At 64.8% G+C, this 12385-nt stretch carries 9 protein-coding genes; 6 read left to right on the plus strand and 3 right to left on the minus strand.

Annotated features, from left to right (window positions below):
* Nucleotides 1–45 precede the first annotated feature (45 nt).
* From E5S66_RS07785 to E5S66_RS07805, 5 genes are all read left to right on the plus strand, one after another.
* Nucleotides 46–780, plus strand: a complete 735-nt coding sequence (locus E5S66_RS07785; protein WP_246037169.1) for an SDR family NAD(P)-dependent oxidoreductase — start codon at nucleotides 46–48, stop codon at nucleotides 778–780.
* An 18-nt stretch (nucleotides 781–798) separates the two neighbouring features.
* Nucleotides 799–930, plus strand: coding sequence for a DUF2256 domain-containing protein (locus tag E5S66_RS07790; protein ID WP_212745330.1), 132 nt, complete (start codon nucleotides 799–801; stop codon nucleotides 928–930).
* Nucleotides 931–941: 11 nt separating this feature from the next.
* Entirely contained in the window at nucleotides 942–1616 is a 675-nt protein-coding gene (locus E5S66_RS07795) for an NAD(P)H-binding protein (protein WP_171033503.1), read from the plus strand.
* A gap of 80 nt (nucleotides 1617–1696) precedes the next feature.
* Complete coding sequence (locus E5S66_RS07800; RefSeq protein WP_138348670.1) at nucleotides 1697–2461, plus strand: EAL domain-containing protein; 765 nt, start codon at nucleotides 1697–1699, stop codon at nucleotides 2459–2461.
* Complete coding sequence (locus E5S66_RS07805; RefSeq protein ID WP_212745331.1) at nucleotides 2449–3735, plus strand: sensor domain-containing diguanylate cyclase; 1287 nt, start codon at nucleotides 2449–2451, stop codon at nucleotides 3733–3735. The genes E5S66_RS07800 and E5S66_RS07805 overlap by 13 nt, the downstream gene beginning before the upstream one ends.
* Here the strand turns inward: E5S66_RS07805 and E5S66_RS07810 are convergent, their stop codons facing one another.
* Together E5S66_RS07810 and E5S66_RS07815 are read right to left on the minus strand one after the other, a co-directional pair.
* Entirely contained in the window at nucleotides 3736–5151 is a 1416-nt protein-coding gene (locus E5S66_RS07810; RefSeq protein WP_138348671.1) for a cryptochrome/photolyase family protein, read from the minus strand. It lies immediately after the preceding gene.
* Between the two features lie 611 nt (nucleotides 5152–5762).
* Nucleotides 5763–6686 carry a DNA-binding protein gene (locus E5S66_RS07815; protein WP_138348672.1) on the minus strand — a complete coding sequence of 308 codons (924 nt, stop codon included), beginning with the start codon at nucleotides 6684–6686 and terminating at the stop codon, nucleotides 5763–5765.
* A 105-nt stretch (nucleotides 6687–6791) separates the two neighbouring features.
* Here E5S66_RS07815 and E5S66_RS07820 point away from each other — a divergent pair, with 105 nt between their 5' ends.
* Nucleotides 6792–7871, plus strand: a complete 1080-nt coding sequence (locus E5S66_RS07820) for a site-specific integrase (RefSeq protein ID WP_138348673.1) — start codon at nucleotides 6792–6794, stop codon at nucleotides 7869–7871.
* A 78-nt stretch (nucleotides 7872–7949) separates the two neighbouring features.
* Here E5S66_RS07820 and E5S66_RS07825 read toward each other — a convergent pair whose 3' ends face one another.
* The gene (locus E5S66_RS07825) at nucleotides 7950–12365 is read right to left on the minus strand and encodes an HTH domain-containing protein (RefSeq protein ID WP_138348674.1); all 4416 of its coding nucleotides are present in this window, start codon (nucleotides 12363–12365) and stop codon (nucleotides 7950–7952) included.
* Between the last annotated feature and the right edge of the window lie 20 nt (nucleotides 12366–12385).

Genomic DNA, 12385 nt, shown 5'->3' on the forward strand with positions numbered 1-12385 from the left:
CGCTGGCAGCGCCCGTATCGGTTCGCACTACGGAACGCGGGACCGATGAAGCCGATGGTGGAGAAATACCTGGTGTACGGGGCCACCGGCGGAATCGGCAGCGCATTGTGCCGCCGGCTGGCCGGCGAGGGTCGGGCGCTCCACCTGGTCGCCCGCGACGCAGGGCGCCTGCAGGCCCTCGCCAGCGAGCTGGGCGCCAGCTGGAGCGCGGCAGACGTGCTGCAGCCCGACGCATTCGCCCAGGTGGCGGAAGACGCCGGGCCGACGCTGTCCGGCCTGGCGTATGCCATCGGCAGCATCAACCTGAAGCCGTTCGAACGCATGAGCGCCGCGGATTTCGATCGCGACTTCCGCCTGAATGCATCCGCTGCGGCGCTGGCGGTACAGGCCGCACTGCCGGCACTGCGCGCGGCGCCCGCGCGCGCCTCGGTGGTGCTGTTCTCCTCGGTCGCGGCGGGGCGCGGGTTCCCGATGCACGCCTCCATCGGCATGGCCAAGGCCGCGGTCGAAGGGCTGGTGCGTGCGCTGGCTGCCGAATTGGCGCCCGCGGTGCGCATCAATGCCATCGCGCCATCGCTCACGGACACCCCGCTGGCACAGCGCATCATCGGCAGCCCGCGCCTGCGCGAGGCAATCGCGGAAGCACATCCGATGGGCCGGCTGGGCACGCCGGAGGATGCGGCCGCCACCGCGACGTTCCTGCTTTCTTCGCAGGCCGACTGGATCACCGGCCAGGTGCTCGCGGTTGATGGCGGCCGCGGCGCGGTGGCAGGCAAGTAGGCGGGCATCATGCCGCGCATGCGCAGAAAGCACGAACTGCCCCGCAAGCTTTGCGCGACCTGCGGGCTGTCGTTCCGGTGGCGGCGCAAATGGGCGCGCGACTGGGACGCGGTGCGTTACTGTTCCCGGCGTTGCCGGGGGCGCAGCTGAGGAGCCGGGCGATGGGCAAACAGGTGCTGCTGGTCGGTGCGACCGGTCTGGTGGGGCAGGGCGTGCTGGAAGTCCTGCTGCGCTCGCCCGACATCGCGGGCGTCACCGCGCTGGTGCGAGGGCCGTTCCCCATCGCGCACCCGAAGCTGCGGGTGCTGCGGGCGCCCGGCTTGTCCGCCGCCGCGCTGGCGGCGCTGGATCTTTCCGGCCTGGACGCCTGCCTGTACTGCGCGGGGCCACTGCCGCTGGGAATGACCGAAGCCGCTTACAGCGAGGCCACCGTGGCCACGCTGGCGCGGGTCGTGGATGCCTACGCCACCGCCAACCCGAGGGGTTTCGTTGCGTATATATCCGGCATGGGCGCGGATCCCGCCAGCCGGCTCATGCCGCTGCGGATCAAGGGTGAAGCCGAGATGGTGCTGGCCCATTCGGGTCTTGCCCACACCAGCCTCCGCCCCGGCGTGGTGCGGCCGCTGTCCGGGATCGCCTCGCCGCATCTGCTGCGTCGCTGGCTGTATGCGTTGGGTGCTCCGGTACTGGCCGCGGCCGGGCGCTGCCTGCCGGGCGTTTTCACCAGCACGCGGGCCATCGGCGAGTGCATGCTGCGGCTGGTCGTGGACGACCGCGCGCGACCTGCGGTGATCGAGAACGCCGGCATCGCCCGCGCCGCCCGCGCATCGGGCTGATCGCGTGCGTGCGCCCCACAGAGGGCCGCATACACCCTCGGGTATGCTTTGAAGCCACCATCCCGACCGGAGCAAGCCGCATGCAGGCAAAGGAAACACGCGAGGGTTGCGGGCTTTGCCGCGATGCGGCGCCCCTGGATTTCGACTTCAGCTACGCGTTCCAGCCGATCGTCAACGTGGCGACGCGCGAGATCTTCGCCCACGAGGCGCTGGTGCGCGGGCCGGCCGGCGAACCTGCGCCGACGGTGCTGTCGCGGATCACCGATGGCAACCGCTACCAGTTCGACCAGGCCTGTCGCGGCAAGGCGATCGAGATCGCCTCGCGGCTGGGCATGCAGTCCATGCTGTCGATCAATTTCCTGCCCAATGCCATCTACCGCCCGGAGCTGTGCATCCGTTCCACCCTGGTGGCGGCGCGCACGCACGGCTTCCCGATCGACCGGATCATCTTCGAGACGGTGGAGGGCGAGCAGGTCAACGACGGCAAGTGGCTGTCGGAAGTGCTGCGCGAATACCAGCGCATCGGCTTCCTCACCGCGATCGACGACTTCGGCGCCGGTTTCGCCGGGCTCAACCTGCTGGCCGACTTCCAGCCTGACATCGTCAAGCTGGACATGGCGCTGGTGCGCGGGATCGATGCCAACAAGCCGCGCCGCGCGATCGTCGCGGGGGTGTCCACGATGTGCCGGGAACTGGGCATCCGGGTGATCGCCGAAGGCATCGAAACCGGCGACGAGATGCGCTGCCTGCGCGACCTCGGCATCGAGCTGATGCAGGGCTACTGGTTCGGCCGCCCGCAGTTCGAGGCGGCCACGCCGGGCGGCAAGATTCCATGGCCGGAATGACAGGCGCCGCCGCGGCCGGATACGAGCCGGCGAACGTGTTCGGCCAGGCCGTCATGCAGGCCACCAACGCCGTGCTCATCACCGATGCCGACCTTGCGGGAGGTGGGCCGTTCATCGCGCATGCCAACCCCGCGTTCTGCCGGATGAGCGGCTATCGCCTGGAGGAGCTGGTCGGGAAATCGCCGCGCATCCTGCAGGGCCCGCGCACCGACCGGAAAATGCTGGCCGAACTGCGCGAACACCTCCACCAGGGCCTGCCGTTCTCGGCCAGCACGGTCAATTACGCTGCCGATGGGCGCGCCTACGTCGTGGAATGGTCGATCGCCCCGGTCCGCGACGCGGACGGCACGGTCCGGCACTTCGTCTCGGTGCAGAACGACATCACCGCGCGCATCGCCGGCGAGCAGGAGCGCCGGCTGTTGCTGCAGGCCCTGCATGCATCGCTGGACCCGATCCTGATCACCGACCGCGATACCCGCGTGGTGTTCGTCAACGAAGCATTCCGGCGCCTGACCGGCTATGCCGCAGACGAGATCCTGGGCCAGTCCGCACGGATGCTGTATCCGTCCCATGGCGACCCGATGTTCTACCGCAACCTGCGGTTCTCATTGCGCGAGGGCAGGGCGTTCCGCGCCACCTTCACCTACCGGCGCAAGGACGGCAGCCCGTTCTATGTCGAGCAGAGCATCTCGCCGGTATTCGATGATGCCGGGCGCATCACCCACTACATCAGCACCGGCAAGGACGTCAGCGAACGGGTGGAGCGCGAGCACCACCTGGTTGAAATCGCCAGCCGCGACTCCCTGACCGGCCTGTACAACCGGCTGGCCGGCACCCGGTTGCTGGAGGCGCTGGTCGCCGAAGCGCAGGCGGCAGGCATGCCTTTCAGCGTGATCCTGGCGGACCTGGATCATTTCAAACTCATCAACGATTCGCGCGGGCACCAGGCGGGCGACGATGCCCTGATCGCGGTCGGCGGCATCCTGCAGGCGGGCATCCGCGGCAATGACCTGGCGATCCGTTGGGGCGGCGAGGAGTTCCTCGTCCTGGTGCCCGGATGCGGGATCGCGCAGGCGCTGGAACTGGCCGGGCGCTTGCGTGCCGGCGTGGCGGGCGTCGCGATTCCGACGGCGGGCCCGGTCACGGTGTCGCTGGGGGTTGCGCAGCTGGCAGCCGGGGAAACCGCTGCCACGCTGCTGCAGCGGGCCGACGAGGCGATGTACCGCGCCAAGAGCGGTGGTCGCAACCGGGTGGAGGCCGCCAACCCCGCCTGATCAGGCGGGCATCGCGCCCCATGCCGCCAGCGCGGCATCGCGCGAGGCGCCAAGGTCGACCATCGGGGCAGGGTAGCCCTTCGCCGCAAGCGCGGCCGGGTGGCGCCACGCCTCATGCAGCGCCTTCGCCGGCAGCGACGCCAGCTCCGGCAGCCAGCGCTTCAGATAAGCGGCATCGGGGTCGAACCTCGCCGCCTGCAGGTACGGGTTGAAGACCCGGAAGTAGGGCGCCGCATCGGCCCCGCAGCCGGCCACCCACTGCCAGCCGAGGGTGTTGTTGGCCAGGTCGGCATCCACCAGCGTGTCCCAGAACCAGCTTGCGCCGTGCCGCCAGTGCTGGCGCAGGTTCTTGGTCAGGAAGCTGGCCGCCACCATGCGCACGCGGTTGTGCATCCAGCCGGTGTGCCAGAGCTCGCGCATGCCGGCATCGACCAGCGGGATGCCGGTGCGCCCGCGCTGCCAGCGCTCCAGCGACAGCGCGTCGGTTTCCGCCCAGCGGAACGCATCGAAGCGCGGATTGAAGTTGGCCTCCGGCGTGTGCGGGAAGTGGTAGAGCAGGTGATGGGCGAATTCGCGCCAGCCGAGTTCGCGCAGATAGGGTTCGAGGTCGGGGCGTTGGCGACTGCCGCTGCGCGCGGCGCGATCCTGCAGGGTGCGCTGGATCTGGGCCGGGGTGATTTCGCCGAAATGCAGGTGCGGCGACAGCCTCGAGGTGCCGTGGCGCGCGGGCAGGTCGCGGCCTTTCGCGTAATCCGAGACGGCATCGTCGGCGAAGATTTCCAGCAGCTCCTGGGCGCCGGCTTCGCCCGGCGTCCAGCTTGCTTGCAGTCCGGCGTCCCAGCGGATCGCCGGCAACAGACCCAGCGCGGCCGTCGGCAGACTGCCCGGCAACCGCAGCCATTCGCGCGCCCGCGGCGCCGGCAGCGGCGCCGGATCCGGCAAACGGGCGCGCAGCTTGCGCCAGTACGGGGTGAACACCCGATACGGCTGGCCGGCATCGGTGGCCAGCGTCCACGGCTCGCTCCAAAGGCCGCCGGCGTGGCTGTGAACGGCGATGCCGTCTTCGCGCAGCGCCGCCTTCAGGACGGTGTCACCGGCAATCGCCGCGGGTTCGCAGCGGCGATTCCAATGGATTTCGGTGGCGCCGCTGGCGCGGATCAGGTCGCGCAGGCAGTCCAGGGGGGCGCCAGCAATCAGATGCAGGTCACCGCCTTGGGCTCCCAACTGGCCGCGTAGCGCTTGCAACGAATGATGCAGCCACCAGCGACTGGCGGCACCCGGCTGCCATGGCGAATGTTCCGAGGGCGCGTGGATGTAGACCGGCAGCACGCGCTCATGGGCAAGGCAGGCGGCCGTCAGCGCCGCGTTGTCGCTCAGGCGGAGGTCTTGGCGGAACAGCACCAGAGCCGTGGACATGTGACATCGAGCCTGTTTCAACGAGGACTGGCTACATACGCGAAACGGGCCATAACCGATGCACGCCCGCTTCGACTTTTACATAATATGCATTATGCGAAATACGTGGACATGGCCAACCCGCAGCTATGGACGCGACTCGCAGTAACTGATTGCCTCCAAAGAAACGCCCCGGCGCCAGCCGATAAACGCCCTTTTTCTGACCCACAATCACCCGCTTTTCGTATCTCGTCCAAGAACACGCCCGGACGAAGGAACAACCGCTCACAACATGCCCTTGATGCTCTCGCGACTGGTGGATCGCAGCTGCCGAATTGTGCACCCGGACGTCGTAAGGTCTTGGCCGATGGGCAGCCGCTGCTGGTGCTGGCTAACAACATGCCCTCTCGCTTTCTGAACTCGATGAAAAATTGCCCTGATGTACACCGCACTCATTGGGTTTCCGAGTTTTGCACCGCGCTCTTGTGGATACGGGGCGCATCCAAGGTGTAAAACGACCACTCCAGCAGGTACAACGGAAAATGCTATGCGCCGTTGTGGGTAATGACGCCGATGTTGAGCACTAGTGGCGGGACAGATTATTGGGAAGAGTGTGCGCCCCAAGCGGTTGATCAGCCTTCGGAATCTATAGTGCGCTTTGCCCGGCGTAACTGCCTCTCGGCTTTAACAGGGGTAGCGTTGCCGCTAGCTTTTCGCATGGACCGAGCTGTCCTCTGAGCGAGTTGCGCTTCCAGTGCTTCAGCCCGGCCTGTTTGTTTTGCCAGATCTCGCTGAGCAGTCGACAGGTCGGCTTTTGCCTGCTTCAAGGCCTTTGCTAACCTCTCGCGCTCTAGGTCGCGGTCGCGTTCGACATCGCGCAGCTGTGCGCGCAACTCTAGAACCTCCTGGCGCGAACGATCCACCTCAGCGTGAGCTCGATCCTCGACTGCGCGAGAGTGAGCAATCTGCGCCTCGCGCTCCTGACTTGCGGACGCCCTTTCGGCCTGCAGCTGATGGTCGAGTCGGGAACGTTCTTGCTCAAGACGGCCGAGACGTTCTGCTAGGGCGGTGCGTTGCTCTGTGGCGTCGGCTAGTTGGGTCTCCAGCTGGTCAGCCCTGCGCTGAGCCTCGGCCAAACGAGCCTCGGCCAGTGACCGAGCCTGATCGGAGGCAGCGCGAGCTTGGGCGGCCTCAGCGATCAGTTCAGAACCTTGAATCTGCTCCGCAGCTAGGACCGCGCGAGCCCGTTCTAGCGCTTCGTGTTCGAGGGCAAGGGCAAGCTGTGCCTGCTCGCGAGCCGTGGCCACCGCCTGCGTCCACAGCTCCCCTGCTAGACGCTGCACCGCAGCGGGTGCATCGGGGATGGCCACTGTCGGTGCCAACGCCGCCAGCCGCTGGCCTAGTCCTGTCCACCAGTTATCTAACAGCTTGGTGACTGTGTTCGGGGAGCCACTGCCTAGATGCGCGCGGATGCGCTCGACGGTCGGTCGCTCACCTGCGATGACAATCGCGTCCGCTGCTGCGTGGACTTGCGCTTCAGTGATGCCTCTGGCCATGGCTTGTTTCTCCCAGGCGGCCGCCCTACTCTGCCGTTTGCGTACACGCGATAAGTGATGATTATCGCTAGTACACACCCTATTTCATAATGTAGATTACATACTATGAAACGTAATAGCACTTCAATAACCACCCCAGCGACGACCACCAACCTGGTGTTGCCAGAGCAGCTGGCGCAGCACGCGGCAGACGCGGTGCGTGAATTGCTCGCCGAAGCCGCGGCGGCCAACACCACGCGCAGCTACGCCACCGCCCTGCGCTACTGGGCCGGCTGGCACCATGCCCGCTATGGCGTGGAATTGGCCTTGCCGGCGAGCGAGGCCGTAGTGATCCAGTTTCTGGTCGACCACATCCAGCGGAAGAACAAGACCGGTCTGGTCAGCGAATTGCCGCCGGCGATCGACCAAGCTCTAGTCGGGGCCGGTCTCAAGGCCAAGGTCGGGCCGCTTAAGCTGTCGACCGTGGTCCAGCGCATGGCCGTGCTGTCCACCGCGCACAAACTCAAGCGTCTGGCCAACCCCTGCGAACTGCCCAGTGTCAGGACGCTGCTGAGTCGCGCCCGACGCGCTGCGGTCAAACGCGGCGAGCGTCCGACCAAAAAGACCGCGATTACCCGGCCAGAGCTCGAAGCCATGCTTGCCACCTGCGACGACAGCCTGGAAGGCCTGCGTGATCGTGCCCTGCTCTGCTTCGGGTTTGCCAGCGGTGGGCGTCGTCGTAGCGAGATCGCCGGCGCGGACATGCGGGACCTGCGCAAGGTCGCCGTCGACGGCTACATCTACCGGCTGGAGTACTCGAAGACCCAGCAGGCTGGAGTGACGGCGGATTCGACCCCAGACAAGCCCATTCTTGGACGTAGTGCGGCGGCCCTGTTTTCGTGGCTGGAAGCCGCACAAGTTAAAGAGGGAGCGATCTTCCGGCGGATCTGGAAAGGTAGAATCGGCCCTGCCCTACTCCCGGGCTCTGTCGCGAGCATCGTGAAGCGCCGGGCTCGATTGGCGGGATTGGAGGGAGATTTTGGAGCGCATAGCCTGCGATCGGGATTTGTCACGGAAGCAGGCAAGCAAGGTGTTCCGCTCCCTGCGGTGATGGCCATGACGGAACACCGTTCCGTGGCGAGTGTGATTGGCTACTTCCAGGCCGGAGCAGCGGAAGACAACCCCGCAGCTCGCCTGCTGAAGTGATTTGAGTTCGCGTGTAAACGGCAAGAAGCGGACAGTCGCTTCACATGACCGTGAAGCTGGGAAGAGTTCCTTCTGCTATCAGCCGACCCGTTTTGCGACGCCATTGAGCCGTGCGATGGAAGGTGCGATGCGCGGACGCAGTGACGGCCTGGCATCACACAGGATCTGCAGCATTGTCAGCACATATTCGGCATCATCTTTGGACAATTCGCCAGCAATGCAACGAGCTAAATGACTCGCGACCGCAGCGGCCCATTCATCGTCCTGCTCCTCCACGCCGCACGTCGTGATTCCGGCATACAGGCGCACCGGCAGCGGCGTGGTGACGTGCTCTTCGATGAGCCGCAGCACGGCGTCGGCCAGTGGGCGATCGCGCGAACTCGCCGCGGCGAGCGACAGTCGCGTCAGCAGACTGGCCCAGTAATCCGCCTCCACATCGATGGAGTCGGACAGAGCAAGCTCTTTGACGGCCTCGGTCAACTGCGCCCATTGCTCCGGCAAAGGCGCTCCCAAGCCAGCGAGGTGCGCGCCGGCCAAGACACGATATTCAAGCGACTGGCTGGTGTCGCTCAGCATCGTGTTGAACTGGTCGACTAGAAATTCCGGCAGTGCTTGCGCGATGACGGAACCGCCTTCCAGCGGACCCGGCAGCCCACTAAAAAAGACGACGCGTTGGGCTTCAAGTGATCCGGCGGTATCCCCGAAAGCCAGCCCCTCCAGAGCTTCGGCCAACACGCCGCGGTGGGGCTCCAGTGCTCCCAAAACGCGACCCACCAGTTCTTGCTTTAGCTGCGCAGGTGCGAGCATGAACCCGTTCCAGCGCGGCTCCGACGAAACATCCGCGAGCGTTGCCGTTTGAAACACCGACCAGTACTCACGGGCCCAACTCGCCAGCTGGAAGGGGTCGACCCCAAGTTCCAGCGCAGCTCGTTCCAGCACGGCGGCATGGGCCAAGGCGGCGAAGCGGCGCCAATAGACCGGCGCCCCGATGAACAACCCAGACGTACTGAGTAATGCATCGGCCATCCCTCCTAGACGTGACGTCAGCTCAACCCTGCCGCCATCTTCTTGGATGTGCGCGGCAAACGCTGTGATCAGTTCGACGACCAGCCCGCGCAGCGCCTGGCTGGCATCGGGTCGAGCAAGCACTCCCTCGATGAGTCCGGTCAACGACCACAGGTCGATGGTCGGCAGGAGTTCGTGCACCAAGGCGCGCAGCGTCGACTCCTCAAGCATCGCAATGCCGGCGACGGGCACCAAGTGGGCATGAGCTGACCAAAGCAACTCGTGCCGCACTCGTGCCTCCGGGTCGGTCACGGACGGACGCAGCCGAATCGCGTCGACAAAATCGGGGAGCGTGTGCTGACCCTGCCAAGCCGGCACTAAGCGTTCGTAGTACCGCCGGCTCGTGGGGACTAAGTCGGACTGGACCACCGAGCCTGCGAATGCTTCTTTGATGTGCTCGGCCACGCCTGTGGGCGAGTCTTCCAAATCACGCTCCAGTAGATCGAAACGACGCGGGTTCAAAGGCGCTTGACGCACCTCATCCAGCCAGTTCTGGATGTCATCGGGCGCCAGTCCAAAGTCGCGGGCCCTGTGCGTCAGATAGGCTTCGCGCCGACTGGCATCGATGTCTAGTAACTGCGCATGCGGCACCGGGAACTCGCGCCCAGTTGCCGGGTGGGTACATACGACGGCGTGATTCGCCGTGACTTGCAGCTTCCAGGTGTCGCCCGCCTCGTCGTCGATCTTTGTTGACGTTGCACCGGTATAGGCTTGCTCGACCCCGTTGTACAAAGCCTTGGTGTCAAAGCTGGGTTTGCCTACAGTGTGTACTGTCATGCGCGTCGAGCAACTCAGGCCGAGCTGCTTCAATAGCGCACGGTCTTCGAGAACACGTTCACGCAGCGACTGCGGTAGATCGTTCACGAAGGTCTTGCACAGATCTGCCGCCACCGTGGCAACCTGTGCTGGCGTGAATTGCTGCTCGTTGGCGGATAAATAGCGCGGGATATCGCTGAATTGCTGCGCGACACGCTGGTAGATGGCCTCAAATATGCGTGGTTTGGAACGCCGAATCGGTTCGAGGTATGCCTTGTTGACCCAGGTGGAATAAGCCTTTCGACGCCGCTTCAACACCGCATTGCTGAATAGCAAGCGGCTCACGCTAATCGAATCGATATCGAGGAGGCGGGCTGCTTCCCACGGCCCGGGCATCTGGCCCAAGAAGCCGTCCCAGCGGCCGTACTCGACCAGCCATGCGGCGCGCGCGGCTGTCTCGACGTCGTCATCCCCGTTCGACCAGAGCGTCACGATCGCCTGCTGGATTTGCGTACCGATCTCCACCAACCACGGCAGTTCTTCGGGAATGCGTAGCATTTCCGCAGCTTGGGCCTGCAAGTGGTTCTCGCGTAGGGCGCGTAACGCCGGGGACTCAATCAGGACGCCATCGCGGACCTGTGAAGTGCGTAAGCCCGCGCCGAGCTCGCTTGCCGTCACTGGAATAAAAAGATATCCGCTTCGGCGCAGCTCCGTTCGATGGTTCATCCACTCTTTTTCGTCGATGGTCAGCGTATCTCGTAGCCAATCCAACACGTCCAATGTGGTGCTTAGTGCGATCACAGAACCATCGGGGTAGGTAAATTCCGCAAACTTGTTGGCGGCGCGATCATCAACAATTACTGCTTCCACCCCAGGCTCGCGTTCGATCGCCTGTAGCAGCAAGAACTGCGGTGCATCATCGTCGCGGTCACCGGCCTCACGTGCGGGCTTTCGCAGGAAATGGACTTTGTCCTGATCCTGGCCATCGACCAGGAACCGGCGAAGCGAATCGAGTATCTCCATCACCTTTTGCGTGGTGGTATCGAGCTGTTCCAGGGCCGCAGCTTCCGTCTTGACGCCTGGATGGATGAACAGTTGGAAGCCAGCGTCGGCAAGTGCTTTCCACAGATTGAGATGTTGGAAGAAACTGACCGTGACGTCGTCCAGGTATAGCGCGGCGCCCAGTGGCACCGTGCTGTCGTGCACAAACCCTTTGTCGTGTTGGAGGAGATACGCGAGCGCGCGTCCGTTTGCGTCATCGGCTAGGAGGCCATGCATATGGAGGCTGCGCACGATCTCAAGGCAGCTTCGCACAAGCGGCGCAAACTCGCCCAGATCGGCCTCTTCGCGCATCAAGGAAGCGGCGCGGTGCACCGGACCCGGACGCACTACGAAGGTTTCCGGTTGCGCCTCGCGATGGAGCGTGACCGCATGCAGCAACTGAGCCAAGTCGACGCCCACTTCTGCCGCCAGCCGCCGCGAGTGCCCGACGCCGCCCGCCGCCACGTGCAGCTCGTCGGCTGCGATTGCGCGCAGCAGCTGGCGCGCGTCATGAATTCGACCGGGTTGGTGAAACTGGACTTCCGCGTGTTCTGAGAACAGCCAAGCCCCCGTGGCGTGGGGCACGAAGATGCGTTCGAAGGCTTGCAGGAGTTTTGGTAGCACGCCCAAGCGCCCTAGTGTCAACAGCGCGGTTTGATCCAGCGCGATCACCCGCGGCCGAGTCAGTGCGCCGCGGCGGCTAGCGGCGAAAGCACTGATCGGCGTGCGCCGACGGGGATCGCGCTCGTTCTGGTTCGCAACCGCATTACCCAGCAGAAAGGTGGCCAGCGGGCGGTTGAGGTGTTGTGCCACTAGGCCCAAGTACATCTCTGCCGAAGCCACCCCCTTGGACAGCGCCTCCGTACGCGTGCGCCACTGGGGCGCAAGCTCCACTAGCTCGTCGATGTTCTTGGCGTGAACCGGACCGTTCTCGTCCGACAACGCAATCGCCTTGTGCAGCCAAAGGGCGACTTCGTCGTCGTCCCAACGTCCACGCACCGCTAGCATGTACGCGTCCCACAACACCGACGGGGAGTCTGGGGCGGCATCCACCGCTGCTTTAACCAAACGTTTAGCGATGGTCGTGCGACCCAGTGCAGTGGCTAGGCGGGCAAAGCGACGCCGGTCGTCAACACTCAAGTCGGGGGCAGCTTGGACCGTCTCGAGAAATAGGCTTAGCCCTTCCCACTTGCCCGCGTAAAGCGACAGCTGTAAATCGATTTCATGACGTCGGTTCGAAAGTTCCGCGCTCGCTTCACTAAGACGCTGCGCATCGCTCCAACGACCGCGCCGAAACAGCGCATCGAAGTACATTGCGGTCAGAACGCGCGACTGTTCAACGAGCACGGGATTTTGGTCCAAAAAGGCCAACACCTCATCCCACCGTTCTTCGCGAGCCAACAAGCGCAGCACGTCTTCTGCATCTTCGCGATCCTGCGTCATTTCGAAGAGTTCGAAGGCGCGGGCGATCGCTTCAGGCAGTTGCTTTGCCATCTTGAGCGCAGCTACCAGTGTCTGCAGCGTGGCGGGCGACGGATCAGCTTCAGCGGCGGCCCGAAGGGCATGCAGAGCGGCCGACGTCCCCCCGGATTTGAGTAGCGCTGCGATCTGGAGTCCAATCCCCGGCAGCAAGGAGATTGGACGTGAAGAAG

The sequence above is a fragment of the Thermomonas fusca genome (assembly GCF_005862345.1).
Taxonomy (GTDB): Bacteria; Pseudomonadota; Gammaproteobacteria; order Xanthomonadales; family Xanthomonadaceae; genus Thermomonas; species Thermomonas fusca.

What these genes read in the sequence shown, in the direction of transcription:
- E5S66_RS07805 (WP_212745331.1), top strand. Translation starts at nt 2,449, where the DNA reads ATGGCCGGAATGACAGGCGCCGCCGCGGCCGGATACGAGCCGGCGAAC.
- E5S66_RS07810 (WP_138348671.1), bottom strand. Translation starts at nt 5,151, where the DNA reads ATGTCCACGGCTCTGGTGCTGTTCCGCCAAGACCTCCGCCTGAGCGAC.
- E5S66_RS07795 (WP_171033503.1), top strand. Translation starts at nt 942, where the DNA reads ATGGGCAAACAGGTGCTGCTGGTCGGTGCGACCGGTCTGGTGGGGCAG.
- E5S66_RS07790 (WP_212745330.1), top strand. Translation starts at nt 799, where the DNA reads ATGCGCAGAAAGCACGAACTGCCCCGCAAGCTTTGCGCGACCTGCGGG.
- E5S66_RS07800 (WP_138348670.1), top strand. Translation starts at nt 1,697, where the DNA reads ATGCAGGCAAAGGAAACACGCGAGGGTTGCGGGCTTTGCCGCGATGCG.
- E5S66_RS07815 (WP_138348672.1), bottom strand. Translation starts at nt 6,686, where the DNA reads ATGGCCAGAGGCATCACTGAAGCGCAAGTCCACGCAGCAGCGGACGCG.
- E5S66_RS07785 (WP_246037169.1), top strand. Translation starts at nt 46, where the DNA reads ATGAAGCCGATGGTGGAGAAATACCTGGTGTACGGGGCCACCGGCGGA.
- E5S66_RS07820 (WP_138348673.1), top strand. Translation starts at nt 6,792, where the DNA reads ATGAAACGTAATAGCACTTCAATAACCACCCCAGCGACGACCACCAAC.